Here is a 24083-nt window from a genome sequence, read left to right on the forward strand (position 1 = left end):
CAGGTTTTGCCCGCTGCATTGACTGCCTGCGCATCTGATCGCTGTCAGGCAGTCAATGTACCGATACCACTCTTAACCGGCAGCGACGCGTTGGCTGATGTGTGCCAAAGCTTCTTCGACCTGATCAATCAGGATCAGACACAAGTCTCCTTCAGCGAGCCGGTCCATCGCCAGATCAATGGCAATGAATTCGCCGGTGATTTCATCAATCCGTTGTGTTTTGCTGGCATTTTGCAAGCCAGTACGCAACAGGGCAATAACCTCACCATCCTGTCGCCCGCGCTGGCATTGATCCTGGTAGAGGATGACGTCATCGAACGCTTCACCGAGAATTTCAGTCTGCTGACGGATATCCTGATCCCGCCGGTCACCGGCACCGCTGATCACCACGGAGCGGCGTTTGGCGGGCATGGTTTCCACGGCTTTGACCAGAGCCAGCATGGCATCCGGATTGTGGCCATAGTCGGCAATCACCGTTGCGCCACGGAAGTTGAACATATTAAAGCGACCCGGCGCATTGTCATTTTCATTCGCAAAGCTTTTCAGGCCGGCGCGGATATGGTGCCAGTCGATCTCCACGGCCCAGGCTGCTGCTACCGATGCCATGACGTTCTCGACCTGGAAACCGATGGTTCCGTTACGGGTGATCGGCACTTCGCTCAACGGGATTGTTTCGCGGAATTTACCCTCGGCAGCAACCAGATGACCGTTTTCAATGTACACCACCCGCTTGCCCTGTGCTTTGTGCGCGGCCATAACAGGATACTGTTGTACGTCGGCAGCAAAGAAAATAACGGCAGAAGGGCAGTTGGCAGCCATGTTCGCGACGATCGGGTCGGCTGCGTTCAGCACGGCATAGCCGTCGTCAGCGACGTTCTGGACGATCACGCGCTTTAATACGGCCAGATCCTCCACGGTCGTGATGTAGTTCAGCCCGAGGTGGTCACCGGAACCGATATTGGTGACGACAGCAACCTGGCAGCGGTCATAGGCCAGACCTTCACGCAAGACGCCGCCACGCGCTGTTTCAAATACCGCGGCATCGACATCAGGATGGGACAACACATTCCGGGCGCTGCGCGGTCCACTGCAGTCACCGCTGTCGATCTGACGGCCATTGACGTAGACGCCGTCGGTGTTGGTCATGCCAGTGCGCAGGCCGCTGCTGGCAATCAAATGGGCAATCAGACGCACTGTGGTAGTTTTACCGTTGGTGCCGGTGACTGCCACAATCGGGATACGGCCGTCTTCCCCCTCGTCAAACATGGCATTGATAATGGCTTCACCAACGGCACGGCCTTTGCCGAACGAAGGTGAGAGATGCATCCTCAGGCCGGGAGCCGCATTGACTTCCACGATCCCGCCGTTTTGCGCTTCGATGGGTTTCAATACGCTGTCGCACACCAGATCGACGCCACAGATATCCAGACCGACCATTTGTGCGGCTGCCACGGCTCTTGCCGCTACTTCCGGATGCACGTCGTCTGTCACATCGGTGGCGGCACCGCCGGTGGAAAGATTGGCATTATTGCGCAGAATGACACGCTGACCTTTAGGTGGAACCGAGTCGGCTTCAAAGCCTTGTTTGGCCAGGCTCGCGAGGGCGATGTCGTCAAACCGGATTTTGGTGAGTGAAGTGGAGTGACCGCTGCCACGACGAGGATCCTTGTTGACCTGCTCAACCAGCTGACGCACGGTTTGTTTGCCATCACCGACAACTTGCGGCGGATCACGGCGGGCTGCGGCAATCAGTTTGTTACCGATCACCAGCAACCGGAAATCGTTACCCGGTAAAAAACGTTCCACCAGAATATCGTCACGGAATTCGCTGGCGGCATGAAATCCTGCTTCAAGCTGCGCGCGTGTCGTGACATTCACCGTCACGCCTTTGCCCTGATTGCCATCCTTGGGTTTGACAACCACCGGCAGGCCGATTTCAAGCGCAGCAGCCCAGGCATCATCCGGATTTTCAACGGATCGCCCCAAGGGAACCGGCACACCGGCGGCATGCAGTAATTTCTTTGTCAGCTCTTTATCCTGAGCGATGGCTTCCGCGATAGCACTGGTGCCATCCATTTCGGCTGCCTGAATTTTGCGTTGACGGGATCCCCAGCCGAAGGCGACCAGGCTGCCATCGGTCAGACGGCGGTAAGGAATATTGCGTGCCACCGCAGCATTGACGATGGAACCTGTTGACGGTCCGAGACGAACGTCTTCATCCAGTTCGCGCAATTGCTCCAGCGCGGCGGCAAGATCAAAGCTACTGTTGCTCATGGCAGCCGCAATCAGTTTTTCTGCCAGCTCCAGTGCCAGACGGCCGACAGCTTCTTCTGAATATTCCACGACGACCTGAAAGATGCCGGGTTCGAGCGTCTGCGTGGTGCGGCTGAAGGTGACCGGACATCCGGCCTGCGCCTGCAGTCCGAGGGTTGCCAGCTCATAGACGTGCGCCATCGGAATAGCATCGTTGTGGCCCGTGGGTTGCAGAATACTCAGTTCAGGAAACAGGGCGCGCAGCCGGTCTTCAAACCCGGTCATCTCCGCAATTGAGCATTCCGCTTCGTTGCAGGTGACGATTGCTTCAACCGCCGTATGATGGCTCCAGAGATTCGGGCCGCGCAAGGCACGGATGCGTGATACTTCCATAAAACTTAGTCCTGTTGAAAAAGGCTTTTACCGGGTAATGCGGTGAGGCAGGTGGTGCAGTACCCGTCCGGTATATGCTCTCTGATCTGTCCGGACAACGCGCAAGGCACGTCAGGCGCCGTCAGATTGCATCGAATAAAACTGAAATTATCAGTGCGTCAATCAGTACGTTACCTTCTGATTTGAATCAAATGTCCGGAGACCGGCGCCAATCAGCTCGGGGCTGATATCCAGCGCCCAGGCCGCAGCGACTGCTGCCATGATTGTTTCAGGCTGCTGCGCTTTAGCCGGTTTCAGTGAGGAAAGGGGGAGCAGAGCCGTTTCTTCAGCGCCGCTGGCCAGGACGATATGGTTATCCCTGACAAATACAACCCGCTCACCGAGTGCCCGATGTTTCACAATGGTTTCCAGTCCTGCATCCAGCGCGTAGAAAATCACCTTGCCATCGCATAGCTCAGCCAGTTCTGCCACGGATGGCTCAGCGGCATTTAACACGGCAACACCGTCAGGCAGCACAACATCAATCTGCGTTCGCATGATCTTGTACATCTGATCGGCATCGTTGATATAAAACTCGTCCAGACCAGAGTGACCGTCCAGATCCGTGACGACCCCGACCCGGCATTTATCATAGGCAAGCCCATCCGTCAGAATGGCTCTTGCATTGGTCTCAAAAACGGCAGCCTGCACCGAACGGTTAATCAGCAGGCGCTGACCAGATTCCCAGTCGGCGCATTGACCTTCCGTGACCAGGCGTTTGTTCAGATAAAGTCCTTGAGCGCTGGCAACACCTGTTTGTCGGCCGCTGATATGAATCAGGGCGCCGACCAGACGTGCAATGAGGCTGGTGTTACGGGTGCCTGCGACGCCGACAATATCAATGCGTCCGGTTTCTTCCGGGCCAAATAAATGATCGATGATCGCTTTGCCGACATGACGACCTTCGCCGTTAGCAGGCTTGATATGGGCGAGCAGACCCGGGCTGGCGTTGACTTCGATGATCGCTCCCTGATGTTTCTGGAGCGGTTCTGCGATGTTTTCCGTAACCAGATCGACACCGGCGATATCGAGCCCGACGATGCGTGCCGCCAGTGTTGCAGCTTCCGCTACTTCCGGGTGAATGGAATCGGTGACGTCCAGGGCAACATTGCCGTTGAGCTGGATCAAAACCTTTTGTTTGTCGAGTGGAACTGAGCCGGCATGCATACCCTGTCTTTGCAGTTCCAGAATCACTTCGGCGGCAACTGCTGGGTCAATGATATTCAGTGGGAATTCTTCTGTAGTACCGCGTCGTGGGTCGGTATTAATCTGGCTGTCAACCAGTTCTTTCACGGTGGAGTGACCATCGCCGGTTACCCAGAGGGATTCACCCTTGCCGACTGCCACGACTTTGTTACCGACCACCAGAACGCGATGTTCATGACCGGTGATAAAGCGTTCGACAATCACGCTCTTGCTTCCGCCTTTGCGGGCGGCAAGATGATACGCGGCCTCTACATCAGCCTGCGTCATCAGATTCAGAGATACGCCACGGCCGTGATTGCCGTCATACGGTTTGATGACGACTGGCAGGCCGATATCCTGCGCCTCTTCCCAGGCTTCTTCCGGGCTGCGCACAATGCATCCTTCAGGTACCGGGACGCCGCAGGATTTTAACAAGGTTTTAGTCAGGTCTTTGTCGCAGGCGATACTCTCTGCAATTGCACTGGTACGGTCAGTTTCTGCTGTCCAGATGCGACGCTGCGCAGCGCCATGCCCCAGCTGCACCAGATTGCCATCGGTGAGGCGAATGGAGGGAATGCGTCTGTTGGTAGCTGCGTCAACAATGCTGGCTGTGCTTGGTCCCAGACAGCGGGCGTCAACCAGATCACGCAGTTCGGCCAGCTTTCCGTTCAGATCAAACGGAGTGTCATTGATGGCGGCCATCAGCAAGTCGCGCCCGATCGCTAAAGCCGCACGGCCAACTTTTTCTTCCCGTGTGCGAAAGGCCATCTTGTAAACGCCGGTCTGACTGGTGGAGCGTGTCTGCCCGAAGCCGGTACGCATTCCTGCCAGATTTTGTAATTCCAGGACAACGTGTTCCAGGATATGACCGGCCCACGTGCCTTCACGCAGACGTTCAAGAAAGCCGCCACGCTCGCCAACACCGCAACGATGTTCGATCAGACCTGGCAGCCAGCTGGTCAGCCGTTCAAACAAACCGGGCAATTGATCGGACGGTGAATCTTCCAGTGCCCCGATATCCAGCCAGCTTTCAATCACCGGGCGATATGTCCAGATATTTGGTCCGCGTAAATGACTGACGCGCAATATGCTGATATCTTTCTTTTTTGTTGTCATGTAAGTAATTTCTTTTTTGAAACCGGGTCCATGCCGGATCTTTTCAAATATAGTGCAATTTGCGTTTTCAGAATGGTTTCGCCAGTGAATTGAATTTCAACCGGCAGGGCTGATCCACAGACCAGCTTATTTATTCATTATCCCGCCAGAAAGAAAGACGGCGTTGCTGGTATACTTGCGCCATGCGCAACTGCCGAACCCCCATGATCAGTTTTATCTGATGATTTTTCTTCCTATAGAATACCGTAAATTGCCGCTTCCGTGATATGGCACATGCCTCTGACGGGAATCAAGTTACCTCTTTTTTCAAAAAAAATGACTCCGGATTGATCTGGAGTTTGCCATTGAGCCGGAGTTTGCCTCACGATGACCACCTCACCGACCAGTTCTGATCAGCCTTTATTATCGCTTTCCGCATCGTGGAAGACTGCTCTTACCAGTCAGCTCGCTGAAGGCGAGAACGTTTTAAGTGTATTGGAGGTTGACCTCGATAACAGACTGCATTTCGTCAAAGGTCTGGTTGTCGTCACTGACTGTGGCATCAAATCGCTGCCTGCCGGCGGCAAAGAATGGCAAAGCTGGAATTTCCGGCCCGGTTTGCAGCTGTCGCACCATGATCATGCGGGTGTCGGTCATTTGCAGCTGACGGATGAACAAGGTCTGTTGTCTGGCTGGCGGTTTACGTTAGGGCAGAATCTGCATGCGATCCGTTTGCTGGATCACTTCAATGAGCAATTGCAAAGCCATCTGACCGGACAGCCCGTGGTGCGTGCAGAGCAGAATATCTGTCCAAGCTGCAAAGCTATACTCGAGCCGGATCAGGAAGAGTGTCCGGTCTGCACCAAAGTGATTTATACCCCGCCATCGACCTGGACATTATTCCGTCTGTGGCGGTTTGCGCATCCTTATCGTATCCAGCTGCTGATTGGCTTTACCCTGATGCTGCTCGGAACCGCAGCGCATATGATTCCGCGCTACCTGACCAAGCCGCTGACTGACGAAGTGCTGATTCCCTATCAGAACAGTCAGCATGTCGATCCGCATCTGGTAGCTTTGTACATTGGCGGACTGCTGGGGTCTGCCGTCATTGCCTGGCTGCTGAGCTGGGGGAAAACTTATATTCTCGCGCTGGTTTCGGAGCGGATCGGCGCCGATCTGCGCACCGCCACTTATGAGCATCTGTTGAAATTGTCCCTGGAGTATTTTGGTGGCAAGCGTACCGGTGATCTGATGTCCCGTATTGGCAGCGAAAGTGACCGGATCTGCGTTTATTTGTCTTTGCATCTGTTGGATTTTGCGACTGATGTGCTGATGTTTGTGATGACTGCCGTCGCTTTGCTGCAAATTAATACCAAGCTGGCGCTGGTGACCTTGCTGCCTTTGCCATTCATCGCCTGGATGATTCATCTGGTCAGAGATAAATTACGCACCGGATTTGAAAAAATTGACCGGGTGTGGGGAGAGGTTACCAACGTGCTGGCCGACACCATTCCCGGTATCCGTGTGGTGAAAGCTTTTGCTCAAGAGCAGCGGGAAGCCAACCGTTTTCGCATCGCGAATAAACACAATCTGGCAGTCAATGATCGCCTGAACAAGGTCTGGTCTTTGTTCTCTCCCACGGTATCTTTCCTGACGGATCTCGGGATTCTGGTGGTTTGGGGATTTGGAATCTGGCAGGTGTCGCATAATGAAATCACGGTTGGTTCCCTCGTAGCTGCGGTCGCTTTCATCAGCAATTTCTATGGCCGGATTGATTCTATGAGCCGTATCGTTTCCGTGACGCAAAAATCAGCTTCTGCGGCCAAGCGTATTTTCGATATTCTGGATCATGTTTCCAGCGTTCCTGATCCGCAGCAGCCGGTTGCCATCAAGGAAGTCAAAGGCCAGATTGAATTGCGTGAAGTCGGATTCCGTTATGGCAACCGAGCCGTCAATCGCGGCATCAGTCTGAATATCCGTCCCGGAGAAATGATCGGCCTGGTTGGGCATAGCGGCTCGGGCAAAAGTACGCTGGTTAACCTGATTTGCCGTTTTTATGACGTATCGGAGGGGGCCATTCTGCTGGATGGTGTGGATATCCGGTCGTTTGCCGTTGCTGATTACCGGAAAAACATCGGTCTGGTCTTGCAGGAACCATTCCTGTTTTTCGGCACCATTGCCGAAAACATCGCTTACGGCAAACCAGATGCGACCCGTGACGAGATCATTGCGGCAGCGCGTGCAGCGCATGCACATGAATTCATCCTGCGCTTGTCACAGGGCTATGATTCGATGGTGGGTGAACGTGGTCAGGGATTGTCCGGTGGTGAGCGGCAACGTATTTCGATTGCCCGTGCTCTGCTGATTGATCCACGTATTTTGATTATGGATGAAGCAACTTCCTCTGTTGATTCCCAGACAGAAAAAGAAATTCAGAAAGCCCTCGATAATCTGGTTAAGGGGCGCACGACGATTGCCATTGCACACCGCCTATCCACATTGCATAAAGCCGATCGTCTGGTGGTGCTGGATCGTGGGCAGGTGGTTGAGGTCGGTGGACATGATGAACTGATGGCGAAGCAGGGTGCTTATTACGAGCTGTATCAGGCACAGGCGCGTCATGCTGAACTGATGGGAGAAGAATAATGAGCGCAGCCGGGTTTGAATTACATCGGAATAGCTTCGGTAAACTGGTTTTGCGTAATGCCGATGGTGAGGTATTTGAGGGAGTGAGTCCGGTACGGGCATTCCCGATTCAGTCTCCGATGTCTGGAATTTCTCTGGTGACAACGGATGGGCGTGAAGTGGCATGGATCGATGCTTTGACCGATCTGCCTCAAGCCGCCCGCCAGCTGGTGACCGTTGAACTGGAGGGGCGGGAATTCATGCCTGAGATTCAGCGCATCAACAGCGTCAGCAGCTTTGCCCTGCCTTGTACCTGGAGTGTCAGTACTGACCGCGGGGAAACTGAATTTGTGCTGAAAGGAGATGAGGATATCCGGCGCATCGGGAAAACTTCGTTGCTGATTACGGACAATCACGGCATTCAGTTTCTGATCCGGGATATGTTGGAGATTGACCGGCATAGCCGGAAGATTCTGGATCGTTTCCTTTAAAAAGCAGTGTTATTGCCGACTCAGGACCATACCGGCAGCACGCTGATTCAGACGGGAAAATGATAAGCGTACAGGTTGGTTTCCTGTTCCTCTCCATCCAGTACTAACACTTGCTCAAGAGTAAAACCTAACTTGCGCAATAGCTGATTGGAAGGCTGATTATCCGGTGAGGTAATGGCAGCCAGCTTTTTAAAAGCAAATTCCTGCTGCGCGTACTGCATTACCGCCTGAGCCGCCTCATACGCATATCCCTGCCCACAGAATTGTGGCAAAAATGCGTACCCCATATCGACATCCTGCAGCGTTGCGCGCTTGATGAGTCCGCAGATTCCAACCGGTGTCTGCGTATCCTTTAATGTCACGACATAAAAACTGAAGCCATGCTGGCGCTGGCTTTCCAGTGGTCGTTCGAGTATCCACGCTCTGGCTTTGTCGAGATCATGGATCCCTTTATCTCCGATATACCGGATCCAGCTGGGATCATTCATCAGTTCAAACACAAATTCAGCATCATCAACGTTGAATATTCGCAACACTAAACGGGGTGTGGACAGAATGGTCATAGGCGGATTATCGGGAAATTCAGAGTAGATTCACATTGTTTGACATTGTGGTGGAAAAGGAAAGTGGAAATTGTTTGTACGCTGCCAAAATTCCAGCGTAATATCAATTTCTGGAAATCAGTTTTTTGCTTCAGTTTTGGTGTCTCTGATCGGATTATTCAAGATGGACGGGAGAGAAAATGATGAAGTCGCTCAAAGGCAGGTTGATTTTTGTTATTGCATTACTGGTCACTGTTTGCACGGTTTTTCTGACCATCGGCAGCTATCTGAGGATGAAGTCGCAGATTGAACATGATCTGAGTAATGAAATCCGCAGTGTTGCAGCCAGTTACAATGCGGTCCTGAGTAACTGGATACAAGTGAATACCTCGATGGTTGCCAGTCTGGCAGAGGCCGTGGGCAATGGAAATGATCTGACCTCCAGCCTGACAATGATCAGCAAAGGGGGAAACTTCCTGAGCGTCTATTTGGGACAGCCTGACAAAACATTCACTAATTTCCCGGCCAATCCACCGCCTGCCGGTTATGATCCAACCGTGCGTCCCTGGTACAAGGCAGCCATGGAGGCTAAAAAACCGATCGTCACTTCTGCGTATATGGGCGTGAATCCGCCCGGACTCATGATTTCGTTTGCGGCTCCGGTCAAAGGAGGGGAAGGTGGTGTTGTTGCGGCGGATGTGTTTCTGACCAAAATTGTGGAGCAGATTCTAACGATCAAGCTGGCAGGCGACGGCTATGCATTTTTGCTGGATAAATCGGGACAGGTTCTGGCGCATGCCGATCAGAATAAAGTACTGAAGCCGGCAAAAGAAATTGCGGCCGAACTGGCGCTGGAAAATTTGTCCAAGATGGATAAAAACACCGAGCCGACCCAGGTAAATATCGATGGCAAGGCGAGCTTCCTGTTCCTGCAGCAAATTACCGGTTCAGACATGTATCTGGCGCTGGTCGTGGATAAAAACAAAGCGTTGGCTGCACTGGATCAGCTGTTGATGATTTCTGCTGCCGTCATGCTGGTTTTGCTTGCTGTCATCGTGCCTGTATCCACATGGCTGGTTGGACATATGCTTTCCGGCTTGCAGCGTGTACGTGATGCGATGTCGGAGATTGCTGCCGGCGGCGGAGATTTGAGCAGAAAAATCGAAGTGGAAGGCGAGGACGAGGTGGCGCAGACGGCAGATGCATTTAACCGCTTTCTGGAGCAGTTGCGCGTCATGGTGACTGATGTGCGTAAGGCGACAGACTCTATTACTGTCGGGGCGACCGAGATTGCCACCGGTAACATGGATTTGTCTGGCCGGACCGAACAACAGGCTTCTTCGCTGGAGGAAACTGCTGCCAGCATGGAGGAGCTGACTGAGGCCGTCAGGAATAATGCTGATAATGCCCGGGAAGCCAATAAAATGGCAGTGAACGCTTCGGATGTGGCAACTCAGGGCGGTGATGTTGTCAGTAAGGTGGTCACGACAATGCAGGGAATATCCGATAGCTCCCGCAAAATTGTGGACATCATCAGCGTGATAGAAGGTATCGCGTTTCAGACCAATATTCTGGCCTTGAACGCAGCGGTCGAAGCAGCCAGGGCCGGAGAACAGGGCAGAGGTTTCGCGGTGGTTGCCAGTGAAGTTCGTACGCTGGCGCAGCGCAGTGCAGCGGCAGCGCAGGAAATTAAAACGCTGATTGAAGACTCTGTGAGCAAAGTGAACGAGGGCTCAGAACTGGTCGATAAAGCCGGTGCAGCTATGACGCGGATCGTGGCTGCTGTCGATCAGGTGGCTGCCATCATCAATGAAATTACTTCGGCATCGGCAGAGCAGAGCGATGGTATTCAGCAGGTCAATGTCGCGCTGGCACACATGGATGAGGCGACACAGCAAAATGCGGCATTGGTAGAGCAGGCTGCCGCCGCTGCCGGATCGCTCGAAGAACAGGCGAATTTGTTAAAAACCGCTATGTCTGCATTCCGTACAGAGCACCATCAGCCTGCAGTACGGATGGCTGCTGTCAAAAAGCCAGCCGCCGCGCAGGGTACTCCCAGTCTCGAGTACGAGAATTAAATCAGTATCAGGGTGTCAGGGTGGCAACCACCGGTGCATGATCGGATGGTTGCTCCCACTTGCGTGGTACCCGGTCAATCATGCAGGCGGTGCAGCGTTGCGCCAGTGGCGCTGAGAGCAGAATGTGATCAATGCGCAGACCTTTGTTTAACCGGAAGCCCAGCGCTCTGTAATCCCACCAGCTGAAAGATTTTTCGGCTTGTTCAAATTGTCGGAAACTGTCAGATAAGCCCAGATTCAGCAAAGACTGTAGGGCGCTGCGCTCTTCCGGAGACACCAGATTCTGACCTTCCCACGCCGCCGGATCATGAACGTCGCGGTCTTCAGGCGCAATATTGTAATCTCCCAGCAATGCCAGTTCCGGGTGGCGATGCAGCTCTGAGCGTACCCAGTTTTCCAGCGACGCCAGCCATTTCAGTTTGTATTGAAATTTTTCGGAGTCTGGCGATTGGCCATTCGGGACATAAGCGCAGATGATGCGCATGCCGTTGATGGTTGCTGCGATGATGCGCTGCTGTTCGTCTTCAAACTGCGGATTATTTTTCTGGATATCCGACATCGGATGGCGTGACAGAATCGCTACGCCGTTATATGTTTTCTGACCGGTAAACGCGACATGATAACCGGCGGCTTCAATCTCAGACTGAGGAAATTTATCATCAGTCAGCTTCGTTTCCTGGATGCATAAAACATCGACCGGATTGGTTTCCAGCCATTGCAGCACTTGTGGCAGCCGGACTTTCAGGGAATTAACGTTCCAGGTACTTAATTTCATGGCAGGCGAGCATCAAGTTGAAAAAATAAGCCGTACTCTGTAACACCAGAGCACGGCAAGTTGTATCAAGACACCGGCATGCCGGTGAAGATTCCTGACGGGTGTTAAGCGGCCCGGTTGATCAGGAAGGTTGTCAGCAAAGGTACTGGCCGGCCCGTAGAACCTTTGGCTGCGCCAGATTTCCAGGCAGTACCGGCAATGTCCAGATGCGCCCAGGTATATTTCTTCGTGAAGCGTTCCAGGAAACATGCCGCTGTAATGCTGCCGCCAGCCGGACCACCGATATTCGCCATATCCGCAAAATTGGATTTCAGCTGCTCATTGTAAGCTTCTTCAATCGGCATACGCCATGCAGTGTCTCCGGTTTGCTTACCAGCAGCCAGTAATTCTGCAGCCAGTTTGTCATGTGCGTCGTCATGACGTGTGAACAAACCTGAATTGTGATGACCCAGCGAAGTGACGCATGCACCGGTCAGCGTTGCGACATCCACTACTGCGGCAGGATTGAAGCGTTCCGCATAAGTCAGTGCATCGCACAGAATCAGACGGCCTTCCGCATCGGTATTGAGGATTTCGATGGTCTGGCCCGACATGGAAGTCACAATATCGCCAGGGCGGGTTGCTGTGCCGGAGGGCATGTTTTCACAGGTAGGAATAATCGCGTAAACATTCAGCTTCAGTTTCATCTCACCAATTGCACGCATGGTGCCGAGCACCGAGGCTGCACCGCCCATGTCGTATTTCATTTCATCCATGCCAGCCCCCGGCTTCAGTGAGATACCACCTGAATCAAAGGTGATGCCTTTGCCGACCAGCACGACCGGAGCATCCTTGGCCTTGCCGCCGTTGTGTTTCAACACGATAAATTTAGGCGGCTCCGCAGTACCGTTGGTGACGGACAGAAAACTGCCCATCTTGAGCGCCTGTATCTGCTTTCGGTCAAGAATTTCCGCGCCCATTTTATAGTCGGTGGCAATGGTCTTTGCAGTATTTGCCAGATAGGTCGGCGTGCAGACGTTCGGAGGCAGATTGCCGAGTTCTTTCGTGAGGTCCATACCGTTGGCCAGCGCCACGCTTTGCGCTAAAGCTGTTTTGGCAACCGCGCTGTCACCGTTAGTGACGGCAATAGCCACTTTCTTGACGCCGGTCGACAGTGTTTCCTTTTTGCTTTTCAGCCCGTCTGCACGGAAAATACTTTCGCGGAAAGCGATGACGGTTGTTCTGATCGACCAGGATACATCGCGGTCTTTGACTGCAGGCAGCGCAATCAGCGCGTCGCCTGCGCCGAGTGTTGCCAGGCTGCGGGCGGCAGCCTGCACTGCAGACTGATAATTTTTTTCTGAGACGGAAGCGCTTTCTTCGCCAAGACCAACCATGAGAACACGTTCAGCAGCAATATCCGTGATGCCGCGCAGTAGCAGTGAAGAGCCCGGTTTGCCGGAGATATCGCCGGATTTCAATGCGGCGGCAATCGCTCCCTGTTTGTCCAGACCTGCGGCAACGGTGGAAAGTTTGTTTTTTTCAAACACGCCGACGACGATACATGCTGTCTTCTGAGCCTTGTGGGCTGTTGATGTACTTTTGGCGTCGATTATTTTTATGCTAAAGTCCACGTATTACTCCTCTTGGTAAGTCTCGTAAAACGGACATTATAATCCTTCTCATGATTTTTCAACGCGCGCTACGACGTGAATTGCTCAGTGCAGCAGGCGCAGTCTTTACGACATTATTCACCATCACGATTTCAGTGATGCTGATCAAAATACTTGGTCAGGCAGCCGATGGTAAGGTTGCGTCATCGGATCTGGTGGCATTAATCGGTTTTACTTCTCTGATTAACATGCCGATTTTGCTGATCCTGACCGGGTTCATTTCCGTGCTGCTGGTGGTGACACGCTCTTATCAGGACTCTGAAATGGTCGTCTGGTTTGCATCCGGCCTCAGCCTGACTGAGTGGATCGGACCAGTGCTTCGGTTTGGGGCGCCCTGGATCATTCTGACTGGTCTTCTGAGTCTGGTTGTGACACCATGGGCCAATCAGCAAAGCGTTGAATTCCGCGAGCGCTACGAGAAACGGTCGGATATTGCCAAAGTCTCGCCCGGCAAATTTCAGGAATCCTCGTCGTCCGACCGGGTATTCTTCGTCGAGGAAGTGGCCGGTGATCTCAGTAAAGTGCAAAACATTTTCATCAATACGATCCGCGACGGGAAATCCAGCGTGGTGGTGGCCAAAGAGGGCATGATAGAAATCGACAAACTGGGCGACAAATTTCTGGTCATGAGTCAGGGGCGCCGTTATGACGGATTGCCGACAGCGCCAGATTTTCAGATGATGCAATTTGAAAAATATGGTGTGCTGGTATCGAGCCAGAACGGTCCGCTGGATGGCGATCACTCTGCCAAGTCCATGCCGCTGATGTCGCTGCTGGATAGTCCGGATAACGGCAAACTGGCAGAATTATTATGGCGCATTTCCTTGCCATTCATGAGCGTTTCCCTGATGTTGCTGGCCATTCCTATGGGATACGTCAATCCCCGGGTGGGGCGTTCTGCCAATCTGATCGTGGCTTTATTGTCGGTAGTCATTTATCTCAATGGCGTCAACATTTCCCAGGCACTGGTGGCGCAGGGGCGCAGTCAGTTTGCTATGGCATGGTGGCCCGTGCATGCGCTGGTGGTGCTTCTGATTGGCTTATTATTTATGTGGCGACTTGAAGTGAATCACCGCTGGCATCCGCTGGTTCTCTGGTCCAGGCTGAAAGCCGGTCTCCGGAAAAAGGAAGTAGTGGCATGAGAATTTTGCAAAAATATTTTGCGGCCGAGATTTTGCGTGCCGTCTTGTTCGTGATGGTGGCCTTGCTGGCGCTGTTTTCTTTTTTCGATCTGATGGGAGAATTGCAAACGGTAAATAAAGGTGGCTATCGCCTGCAGCATGCCATGTTATATGTATTTCTGGGAATGCCTGGTTATATCTATGAATTCATGCCGATCGCCGTTCTGATTGGTACCATTTACGTGCTGGCGCAGTTCGCCTCCAATTCAGAATTTACCATTATGCGCGCAGCCAGTATGTCGACGGGTATGGCAGGTGCCATGTTGTTGAAAATTGGTTTGCTATTTGTATTACTCACTTTTTTATTTGGTGAAGTGATCGCGCCGAATACCAGTAAATTGGCCGAGCGGATGAAGCTGACTGCGTTGGGTGCCTCGGAAACCCAGGAATTCAGGACCGGTTTGTGGACCAAAGACCTGATTCGTGAACACGGACTGAGCGGCGATATCACCGGATCACGCTTCCTGAACGTGAAGGAAATTCTGCCCAACCGGCAGCTGAAAGATGTGCGGATGTATGAGTTCGATAAAAATTTTCATCTGGCGCGCGAAGTCACCGCGAAAAATGCGGAGTATATGGGGAAAAATATCTGGCGTCTTTCTGATGTGTCAGAAACCTCGTTTCCCAAGACGCTGTCCAGCGAAGACATTGCTAATGTGAAAAGTCAGAAAGTCCCGGGGCTGGATGTGATCTCCGAAGTCACGCCGGATATTTTATCGGTGCTTTTTGCCGACCCTGACCGCATGTCTGCCGTTGATCTGGCGACGTATACACAACATCTGAACGACAATAAACAGGATAGTGAACGCTATGAAATCGCTTTCTGGAAAAAGATGACTTATCCTTTCGTGACGCTGGTCATGATGGCTTTGGCATTACCTTTCGGATATCTGCATGTCAGAAGCGGTGGCATCAGCCTGAAAATTTTCAGCGGTATTATGATCGGAATGTTTTTTTACCTGATCAACCGCTTATTTTCCCACCTCGGCCTGCTCAATACCTGGCCACCGATGGTAACTGCACTGGTGCCAAGTATTTTATTTTTAGGAATTGCGCTGGCAGGTATTCGTTACTTTGAAAGACACTGATGAGGCAATCTGCACTGATTCTGTTTGCGCATGGCGCCAGAGACCCCCGCTGGGCGAGTCCGTTTGAGCGTTTGCGGGAAATGACACAGCAGAATGCGGGGGGAGCCATCGTACGGCTGGCGTTTCTTGAATTCATGACACCGTCTTTGCCTGAACTGGTGGCGCAACTGGTTGCCGACGGTGTCAGCACAATCAGCATTGTTCCGGTTTTTTTAGGACAGGGAGGGCATGTATTGCGTGACTTGCCCCTGATGCTGGAGCAGCTCCGCACAGATTTTCCTGTCATACAGATCCGGCAGGTGCAGGCAGTCGGGGAAGATGAAAGCGTGCTCAACGCCATCAGCAATTATTGCCTGCAACAGCTACAAAATTATTGACCTCTTTTTTGGTCTCTTTCTGAGTTTTTACTGCACTATCCTGGCGGATCATGAAAACAGTGAGAACCTTTTTTTCTGTACTTCTTTTGGGATTGCTGAGTTTTCCGCCGACTTCCGGCGCGGAACAGATTCTGGCTGTGGGTGCAGAGTTTGCGAACATCTTTGAGCAAACCAGGGAAGGAGAATATACCGGGTTTGCGATGGAGATTCTGAGACTGCTGGCTAAACGGAATGGCGATCAGGTCAGTTTCGGAATCTATCCCTGGAGCCGGGCGCAGTGGATGGTCGAGCACGGGCAGGCACAAATTCTGATCGGGCCATATAAAAATCCGGAACGCGAAGAGCGCTTCACTTTTGCGAGACGACCGTTTTACCGCGATTTTATGGTGTTCTATGCCCGGCAAAATGACAGCCGGCGCTGGACCGGAAGTTATGCTGATTTACATGATGCAAAAATTGGCGTGATTCACGGGTGGGCATACGGCGCGCAATTTGAGGTATCTAAAAACACCTTGAAACCTGAGATGGTGAATTCTCTGCTGAATGGCCTCAATATGCTGGAAGCAAAGCATATAGATCTGCTGGCGACCAATTTGAGGAATACGGATGCCATCATACGCAAGAGCAACGGGCGCTATTCTGGTTTGTTGCCGCTGGAGCCAGTGATTGATATGCAGGACGGTTATCTCGCATACTGCCCACATCACTGCAAAAAATTGCAGCTGCGTTACGACGAGCTTTTTGAGCAGTTGCTTGCTGAGGAGGATTTTCAACGTCTGGCATACAAATATGGCATCCGTGTTCCGCGTGACCGGTAAGCAGTATTTTTCGCCGTGAAGAGTTGAGATTTAGCACTGAGAATTTGAAAATCCGGACCTGGCGCGCATGGCTTCTCCCATCATCACCAGCACCGGTCCCTCGCTGACGGGCAGACCCTGAGCCAGTGCAGATAATGTGAGTGAGCGTGATTGCTGATTTGTACGGCTGCAGTTTTCAATCACCATCACAGGCAGGTCAGAAGAAAAACCGGCATTCAACATCCTTTGTGCCGTCAGCATCGCCTCGCGGCCGCCCATATACTGCACCAGCGTGTCGCAGTCAGGAATGCGGGTATCGGCATTTTCTCCCGGTGCGGTACTGGAAGTGAACAAGGCGACACTGCGGGCGATGCCGCGCTTTGTCAGCGGTTGGCGCACGCTGGAAGCCGCTGCCAGTGCCGTCGTGATACCTGGCACGACGTCGTAATCAATACCTGCACGTTCCAGCGCAGACATTTCCTCATCGGCGCGGCCAAACAACATCGGATCACCACCTTTTAACCTGATGACCAGCCGATACTGATGCGCACATTCAATCATCTTCTGATTGATGTCCTCCTGCGCTGCGGAACGTTGTCCGCTGCGTTTCCCCACCGGAATTCTGACTGCCTGACTACACAGTTCCAGCATTTCCGGCGTCACCAGCGCATCGTATAGTACCGCTTCTGCCTGCGCTAACAAACGGGCGCCGCGTACGGTAATCAGATCGGCGGCTCCGGGTCCGGCACCGACCAAATACACTTTTCCGGAAGGTGCCTTGATATCACTCATCTCGATTCAGTTTAGTTCGTCTCAATCCGGATCATACCTGCTGCAACTGTCTGATGGGTAACTTCATCAATCAGGATAAATGCACCAGTGGAACGCAACTGATCATAAGCATCAGCCGCCAGCGGTTGCTGGACATTGATGGAGACCGTGGCAATATCATTGAGCTTCAGCGTATCGGCAGGACGTCGTTCCTGTGTGTTGATATCCAGCAGGGATTCGACTGCGCTCACCCGTGCGGCGACTTGCCGGGTGGTGTGTTTCAGCCAGTATTTACGGCGGCTGTCGAGCGCATCTTCTGACAACCAGCATAAATCGGCTTTGACGGTTTTCAGCAGGCTGGCAGGCCGTTCGGCACTGACGAGCATATCGCCACGGGAAATATCCAGATACTCGTTCAGCAAGATGGTGACGGACTGGCCAACGACTGCGCTGTCTAACGAACGATCAAGCGTGAGAATGTCTTTGACGGTCGCGGTCTGCCCACCAGGCTGGACCAGCAACTGATCGCCCTTGCTGACTTTACCGGCTTCGATGCGTCCCATATAACCGCGGAAATCATTGGCTTCATGACCATTGTGGCGTGCGACCAGCTGTACCGGAAAGCGGAAGGGCTCATCATGACAGGCGTCGTAGACACTGAGGGATTCGAGCAGATCGATCAGTGTCGGTCCCTGGTACCACGGCATGTTATCCGTTGCGCTGACGACGTTGTCGCCTGCCAGTGCAGACAGCGGCACAGCATGAATATCTTTCAGACCCAGCTGGGCAGCAAATTTCCGGTATTCCGCCACGATCCGGTCATAAACAGTCTGATCATAGTCAACCAGATCCATTTTGTTGACAGCGATTACCACATGTTCGATTTGCAGCAGATGCGCAATCGTGGAATGTCGTTTGGTTTGCACCAGCAGATCGACGCTGCCGTCGTCATTCAGTTTGACCTTGGAGACATCAATCAGAATAATGACGGCATCGGCAGTGGAGGCACCGGTGACCATGTTGCGGGTATATTGCTCATGTCCCGGTGTGTCGGCAATGATGAATTTCCGTTTGGGGGTAGCAAAATAGCGATAGGCCACGTCGATCGTGATGCCTTGCTCACGTTCTGCTTCCAGTCCGTCTGTCAGCAGCGACAGATCAATCGTATCCCCGACGGTGCGCTTATGCTTGGCGCGTGAGATGGCATCGAGCTGATCTGCAAAAATACCCTTGCTGTCAAACAGCAGGCGACCGATCAGTGTGCTTTTGCCGTCATCCACGGAACCAGCAGTGATAAAGCGCAATAAGCCGCGTTCCTGGGTGAGTCCAGTATGGGTTTGTGCTACGGCTGTCATCAGAAATATCCTTCTTTTTTACGTTTTTCCATCGATGCCTCAGAGGTCTGATCATCCATGCGGGTCGCGCCGCGTTCTGTAATCTGCGTGATTGCGGTTTCCTCGATAATCGCTTCTACCGTTGCCGCATCAGAGGACACCGGGCAGGTGCAGGAAATATCGCCAACAGTCCGGAAACGCACGATCTGCGTTTCTACGGTTTCCCCTTCGCGCGGCGGAGTCAGATCGGTCAGCGGCACCAGCAAGCCATTGCGTGGAATGACCTGACGCTGATGAGCAAAGTAAATCGATGGCAGTTCGAGTTTTTCGCGGGCGATGTATTGCCAGACATCCAGCTCGGTCCAGTTAGAAATCGGGAACACCCGCATGTTTTCACCCGGATGAACACGGGTATTGTAGAGATCCCACAATTCCGGACGCTGCGCTTTGGGATTCCATTGACCGAACTCATCACGGAAAGAAAATATTCTCTCCTTCGCACGTGCTTTTTCTTCATCGCGCCGGGCGCCACCGATACAGGCATCAAACTGATATTCGGCAATCGTCTCCAGAAGGGTGACTGCCTGTGCCGCATTGCGGGAATCCGTTGCCGGGTTACGTAAGCGTACCGTGCCGCGTCGGATCGAATCTTCCACCGAGCCAATGATCAGGCGCTCGCCCAGCTCGGCCACCCGCTTGTCGCGGAAAGCGATAACTTCGGAAAAATTGTGACCAGTATCAATGTGTACCAGAGGAAACGGGAATTTACCCGGACGGAAGGCTTTTTCTGCCAGACGCAACAGGACGATGGAGTCTTTGCCGCCGGAAAAAAGCAGTGCCGGATTGCCGCATTCGGCCGCCACTTCGCGCATGATGTGAATCGCTTCCGATTCCAGCCAGTCCAGATGGCGATTGCTTGCCGCATCAATCGCGGGATGTTCCACAACTGTGTTCATAAATTTGCTCAGTCTGTTTGTTTAATGCGTACCAGTTTGCCGTCAACAACGTGCAAACCACATTCTTTCGATTCAGGGTTTTCCCACCACCAGCGGCCAGCACGGATGTCTTCACCTGGCTGGATGGCACGGGTGCATGGTTCGCAGCCGATGGACGGATAACCTTTGTCGTGCAGGGGATTGTAGGGCACATTGTTACTGCGGAGATAGTGCCAGACATCATCTTCGGACCAGTCAGCCAGCGGATTGAATTTTTGCATACCATGTGCAGCGTCATCTTCCTGCATGGCCAGTTCGGTTCTGGTGGCGGATTGCGCCCGGCGCTGGCCGGTAATCCAGGCCTTTTTTCCGGTCAGCGCCCGCTTCAGCGGCTCTACTTTCCGGATGCGGCAGCATTCTTTGCGCAGTTCCACGCTGTCGTAAAAAGCATTCAGTCCGTGCTGCTGCACATAGGTATCGACTGCTGCCGGGTCTGGTTTGTACAACAGGATTTCTGTACCGTAGGTGGCACGGATTTTGTCCAGCATCCCCAGTGTTTCTGCGTGCAGGCGACCGGTTTCGAGCGAAAAAATACCAATATTTAACTGGCTCTTCAGAATCAGGTCAGTCAGCACCATATCTTCTGCCGCCAGGCTGGAAGCAAACACTGCCGGCGCGTATTCGCTGGCGATTTTTGCCAGCGTTGACCGGGTTACTGCCAGGCGGCTCTCGAAATCACTCATACAGTTGCTCCTGCACGTTCTGCACGACGGAACAGGGGATTTTTTTCATCCCAGGAAGTCTGGTATTTTTCAGAAAAAACGCTCAATCCTTTCAGCGCATCTTCGATGCTTTTATCTTCACGGGTTGCAAAGGCATCAAAACCGACGCGCTGCATGTAAAACAACTGATCGCGCAATACGTCACCAATGGCACGCAACTCACCGGTGAAACCAAAGCGGCTGCGCAGATTGTAGGCAATCGAATAGCCGCGGCCATCGGCAAATTTGGGGAAATCGACAGCCAGCAAAGCAAAGTGCCGGATATCTTCTTTCAGCTCTTTCGCCTGTTCGTCGCTGGCAAACCAGACGGCAAGATCGGTTCTGCTTTTTAAGGTTTCCCGCTGCGCCAGCCACACCTTCAGCGGGATAATCACTTTACCTGCCGGCACCGTGACGGTTGCCGGATTGTCTTCTGCTGAAGGGCGCAGTACGCTCCAGTCGTCCTGCACAATCACTTTATTTTTAATAATTTGCCGCATGATGTTTTCTCTGTCATTAGCTTAATATGCGACGGCAGAACCGGCGTCTTCGCCGTGATGTTCCGTCGTTTTGATTGGCGTGGCGTAGACGTACTCTTTAAATGGAGCAATGCCAATCCGTTGCGCGGTATCGATGAATCGCTCATCGTTGTGGCGGTCCCGCACATACACCTGGATGATGCGCTCGATCACTTCCGGCATCTGACCGGCAGAAAAAGAGGGACCGATGATTTTGCCTATTGCCGCATTGTTACCCTGAGCGCCGCCAATTGAAACCTGATACCACTCACTGCCGTCTTTGTCCACACCGAGCACGCCGATATTGCCGACATGGTGATGGCCGCAGGCATTGATGCAACCTGACATATTGAGTTCAATGTCACCGATATCGTACAGATAATCCAGATCGTTGAAGCGGTCTGTGATGTCCAGTGCAATCGGAATTGATTTTGCGTTTGCCAGTGCGCAGAAATCACCACCGGGGCAGCAGATCATGTCGGTCAGCAAACCGATGTTCGGTGTCGCCAGTCCATGTGATTTGGCTTCCTGCCAGAGCGTGAACAAATCGGCGATCCGTACATCGGCCAGCACCAGGTTCTGCTCATGCGTGACGCGCAATTCGCCGAAGCTGTATTTATCTGCCAGAGCAGCGATGAAATCCATCTGTTCTGCATTGGCATCGCCCGGCGGTACACCCGGTTTTTTCAATGACAGAACAACGGAGGCATAGCCACTGACCTTGTGCGGCTTGACGTTGCGTCTGACCCAGTTTCCGAATGCTTTGTTATCAGCCAGGTGTTGTTCATGAGCCGCATCCGTGGCAGGCAGGGTGACATAGTCAGGCTTGCTGAAGAAGCTGGCAACGCGTTGCAGTTCGGCTTCGGTCAGTGTGGCAGGGCCATCTTTAATGTCTTGCCATTCTTCTTCGACCTGCCGGGCAAATTCCTCAGCGCCGAGTGCTTTGACCAGAATTTTGATACGGGCTTTGTAGATGTTGTCGCGGCGGCCATACTGGTTGTAAATGCGCAGAATGGCTTCCAGATATGTCATCACATGCTGCCAGGGCAAAAATTCCCGGATGACGCTGCCCAGGATTGGTGTGCGCCCCATGCCTCCGCCGACCATGACCTTAAATCCGACATCTCCCTGCTCATTGTGGACGACAGTCAGGCCGATATCGTGGACGGCGATGGCTGCGCGGTCTTCTCTGGCGCCATTGATGGCAATTTTGAATTTGCGCGGCAGATAGGCAAATTCCGGATGAAAAGTTGTCCACTGGCGCAGGATTTCTGCATAAGGGCGAGGATCAATGATTTCATCGGCAGCAACCCCTGCAAATTCGTCAGATGTGATGTTGCGCATGCAGTTGCCCGAAGTCTGGACTGCGTGCATTTCGACGGTGGCCAGCTCGGCCAGAATGTCCGGCGCGTCTTCCAGATTGATCCAGTTGTACTGGATATTCTGACGGGTGGTGAAATGGCCGTAACCCCGGTCATAACGCCGGGCGATATGGGCAAATTTGCGGATCTGGGCGGAAGACAGCATGCCATAAGGAACTGCCACCCGCAGCATGTAGGCATGACGCTGCATGTACAGGCCGTTTTGCAGGCGCAGAATGCGGAATTCATCTTCGCTTAATTCACCTGACAGACGGCGCTGCACCTGATCGCGGAATTGAGCGATCCGCTCCTGAATAATCTGGTGATCATGCTGGTCGTAACGATACATCTTTTATACCCTCAATAAGCGCTTTTCAGGGCGCTGAACAGACTGATAAGTCGATTAAAAATTAAAGAATCAATTTGGTGGCAACCAGTGTCAGTGTGGTCGCCAAAATTCCGCGTAAAAATTTTTCCGGAACCGCGCGGGCTGCCATGGAGCCCAGCGTGATTCCCGGCATGGAACCCAGCAATAACGCCCCCAGCAATGCCCAGTCGATGGAACCCAGCCACCAGTGACCGAATGCGGCAATCGCGGTCAGCGGCACTGCATAGGCAATATCGGTCCCGGCGATGTGGGCAGCAGACATGCGGGGATACAGCATCACCAGCAAGGTGGCGCCGATTGCTCCGGCACCGATCGACGAAATTGTGACTAAAGTACCTAATAACAGTCCGGCAGCAATCGTCGCGATGTCCAGCTGGCGGCCATGCAACTGCTTTTCCGGATGCCGGTTCAGCCAGTCCAGCATTTTACTTTTGAATAGCAATGCAATCACTGTCAGCATGACAGAAATCGCAATCGAATAACGGATGATCTGGCCGATTTCCTTATTGAGACTGCCGATATACTTCAGACCCAGCGTTGCCACCAGCGCCGCAGGCAAAGCCCCGTAACACAATAAGCGGACGACGCGCCATTCGACAGTGCCGCGCAGCCGGTGCGTGAAGGTGCCGGTCGCCTTGGTGATGGAGGCGAATGCAAGATCCGTCCCCACTGCAACCGAGGGAGAAACCCCGAACAGTATTGTCAGCAAAGGTGTCATCAGCGAGCCGCCGCCAACACCAGTCAGCCCGACCAGTGTTCCTACGGCAAAACCTGAGAATATATAAGTTAGGGTCATATCAGTTCACTTTAAGTAAATGAAATCGTAATGACATCGCCCTATATTCCAAACTACTTAGTATTTATTTGCTTATATGTGTATTTGGTATATGTAAAATTGATGTTCGAGGATGAACCAGGAAGGTGGCAAAGATGTCAGATAGTTTGACAGAGCTTGTTTAATTTGCATCCCTGTATTTTTGCTAATTTGTTATTTTATTGTATCGGTTTTATTCGATACACGATATTTCCCTGTATATGCTGACATCTCTGATCCGTAACGTTATTGGCTCTTTGCTGAGTTGCCTGATGATGACGAACGCACTGGCAGAGCCCGCCGCATGGTATCGCTGGAAGAGCCAGACTTCCGATGCTGAGGTCTGCTCCCAGACCTCTCCCGGTGATGCCTGGGACAAAGTGGCGGGGCCGTTCAGCGATGCGCATTGTCAGAAACGGAAGAAAGCAGTTTCTTATCCCGCATTGTCGTCAGGTAAAAACTGACAATCTCAGCGAACAAAAAAACGCAGACACGGTTCTCCACATTTTCGCAGCCTCTGTGGTTGCCTGTGTCCGTTGATGTGGCGACAAAAGCCGGAATTGATGGCCAATTGCCGTTTTACTCCCCGCATGATTTTTTCCTCAGGGCAGGATAATCAGACATCGATTA

The 24083-nt window shown here is 52.7% G+C and carries 20 protein-coding genes; 8 read left to right on the forward strand and 12 right to left on the reverse strand.

Features of this window, described 5'->3' with window-relative positions; genetic code table 11:
• Positions 1–72: 72 nt before the first annotated feature.
• Positions 73–2646, reverse strand: a complete 2574-nt coding sequence (gene cphA / locus H8K27_RS06115; RefSeq protein WP_186862292.1) for a cyanophycin synthetase — start codon at positions 2644–2646, stop codon at positions 73–75.
• Positions 2647–2808: 162 nt separating this feature from the next.
• Positions 2809–4986 (reverse strand): cyanophycin synthetase, encoded by a 2178-nt coding sequence (locus H8K27_RS06120; RefSeq protein ID WP_186862293.1) that lies wholly within the window; start codon positions 4984–4986, stop codon positions 2809–2811.
• A gap of 366 nt (positions 4987–5352) precedes the next feature.
• Here H8K27_RS06120 and H8K27_RS06125 point away from each other — a divergent pair, with 366 nt between their 5' ends.
• Entirely contained in the window at positions 5353–7611 is a 2259-nt protein-coding gene (locus H8K27_RS06125) for a cyanophycin metabolism-associated ABC transporter (RefSeq protein ID WP_186862294.1), read from the forward strand.
• Positions 7611–8081, forward strand: a complete 471-nt coding sequence (locus H8K27_RS06130; protein WP_186862295.1) for a cyanophycin metabolism-associated DUF1854 family protein — start codon at positions 7611–7613, stop codon at positions 8079–8081. The genes H8K27_RS06125 and H8K27_RS06130 overlap by 1 nt, the downstream gene beginning before the upstream one ends.
• A gap of 47 nt (positions 8082–8128) precedes the next feature.
• On the opposite strand, the gene H8K27_RS06135 is transcribed toward H8K27_RS06130, so the two are convergent.
• Positions 8129–8644: a GNAT family N-acetyltransferase gene (locus H8K27_RS06135; protein WP_186862296.1), complete on the reverse strand. Its 516-nt coding sequence runs from the start codon at positions 8642–8644 to the stop codon at positions 8129–8131.
• Positions 8645–8823: 179 nt separating this feature from the next.
• Here H8K27_RS06135 and H8K27_RS16665 point away from each other — a divergent pair, with 179 nt between their 5' ends.
• Complete coding sequence (locus tag H8K27_RS16665) at positions 8824–10701, forward strand: methyl-accepting chemotaxis protein (RefSeq protein WP_186862297.1); 1878 nt, start codon at positions 8824–8826, stop codon at positions 10699–10701.
• 7 nt (positions 10702–10708) lie between these two features.
• Here the strand turns inward: H8K27_RS16665 and xth are convergent, their stop codons facing one another.
• Positions 10709–11476, reverse strand: coding sequence for an exodeoxyribonuclease III (xth, locus tag H8K27_RS06145; protein WP_186862298.1), 768 nt, complete (start codon positions 11474–11476; stop codon positions 10709–10711).
• 104 nt (positions 11477–11580) lie between these two features.
• On the reverse strand, positions 11581–13089 hold the full coding sequence (locus tag H8K27_RS06150) for a leucyl aminopeptidase (RefSeq protein ID WP_186862299.1): 1509 nt from the start codon (positions 13087–13089) through the stop codon (positions 11581–11583).
• Positions 13090–13139: 50 nt separating this feature from the next.
• On the opposite strand from H8K27_RS06150, the gene lptF reads away from it, so the two are divergent.
• The 4 genes from lptF to H8K27_RS06170 are packed head-to-tail and all read left to right on the forward strand — an operon-like array spanning position 13140 to position 16592.
• Positions 13140–14270 (forward strand): LPS export ABC transporter permease LptF, encoded by a 1131-nt coding sequence (lptF, locus tag H8K27_RS06155; RefSeq protein WP_186862300.1) that lies wholly within the window; start codon positions 13140–13142, stop codon positions 14268–14270.
• The gene (gene lptG / locus H8K27_RS06160) at positions 14267–15397 is read left to right on the forward strand and encodes an LPS export ABC transporter permease LptG (protein WP_186862301.1); all 1131 of its coding nucleotides are present in this window, start codon (positions 14267–14269) and stop codon (positions 15395–15397) included. The genes lptF and lptG overlap by 4 nt, the downstream gene beginning before the upstream one ends.
• A complete protein-coding gene (locus H8K27_RS06165) occupies positions 15397–15774 on the forward strand; it encodes a sirohydrochlorin chelatase (RefSeq protein WP_186862302.1) in 378 nt (125 codons plus the stop codon). Before lptG ends, H8K27_RS06165 begins: the two co-directional genes overlap by 1 nt.
• 50 nt (positions 15775–15824) lie before the next feature.
• A complete protein-coding gene (locus tag H8K27_RS06170; protein WP_186862303.1) occupies positions 15825–16592 on the forward strand; it encodes a substrate-binding periplasmic protein in 768 nt (255 codons plus the stop codon).
• A gap of 30 nt (positions 16593–16622) precedes the next feature.
• On the opposite strand, the gene cobA is transcribed toward H8K27_RS06170, so the two are convergent.
• The 7 genes from cobA to H8K27_RS06205 form a co-directional block, all read right to left on the reverse strand.
• Entirely contained in the window at positions 16623–17363 is a 741-nt protein-coding gene (cobA, locus tag H8K27_RS06175; RefSeq protein WP_186862304.1) for a uroporphyrinogen-III C-methyltransferase, read from the reverse strand.
• Between the two features lie 11 nt (positions 17364–17374).
• Complete coding sequence (locus H8K27_RS06180; RefSeq protein ID WP_186862305.1) at positions 17375–18697, reverse strand: sulfate adenylyltransferase subunit 1; 1323 nt, start codon at positions 18695–18697, stop codon at positions 17375–17377.
• Positions 18697–19632 (reverse strand): sulfate adenylyltransferase subunit CysD, encoded by a 936-nt coding sequence (cysD, locus tag H8K27_RS06185; RefSeq protein ID WP_186862306.1) that lies wholly within the window; start codon positions 19630–19632, stop codon positions 18697–18699. Before cysD ends, H8K27_RS06180 begins: the two co-directional genes overlap by 1 nt.
• A gap of 8 nt (positions 19633–19640) precedes the next feature.
• Positions 19641–20354: a phosphoadenylyl-sulfate reductase gene (locus H8K27_RS06190; RefSeq protein ID WP_186862307.1), complete on the reverse strand. Its 714-nt coding sequence runs from the start codon at positions 20352–20354 to the stop codon at positions 19641–19643.
• Positions 20351–20872: a DUF934 domain-containing protein gene (locus H8K27_RS06195; protein ID WP_186862308.1), complete on the reverse strand. Its 522-nt coding sequence runs from the start codon at positions 20870–20872 to the stop codon at positions 20351–20353. Before H8K27_RS06195 ends, H8K27_RS06190 begins: the two co-directional genes overlap by 4 nt.
• Positions 20873–20893: 21 nt before the next feature.
• Complete coding sequence (locus H8K27_RS06200; RefSeq protein ID WP_186862309.1) at positions 20894–22600, reverse strand: nitrite/sulfite reductase; 1707 nt, start codon at positions 22598–22600, stop codon at positions 20894–20896.
• Positions 22601–22661: 61 nt separating this feature from the next.
• Positions 22662–23435, reverse strand: coding sequence for a sulfite exporter TauE/SafE family protein (locus H8K27_RS06205; protein ID WP_186862310.1), 774 nt, complete (start codon positions 23433–23435; stop codon positions 22662–22664).
• 239 nt (positions 23436–23674) lie between these two features.
• On the opposite strand from H8K27_RS06205, the gene H8K27_RS06210 reads away from it, so the two are divergent.
• Positions 23675–23917, forward strand: a complete 243-nt coding sequence (locus H8K27_RS06210; protein WP_222610608.1) for a hypothetical protein — start codon at positions 23675–23677, stop codon at positions 23915–23917.
• Positions 23918–24083: the final 166 nt, after the last annotated feature.

The organism is Cognatundibacterium griseum (assembly GCF_014284195.1).
Taxonomy (GTDB): domain Bacteria; phylum Pseudomonadota; class Gammaproteobacteria; order Burkholderiales; family Burkholderiaceae_D; genus Undibacterium; species Undibacterium griseum.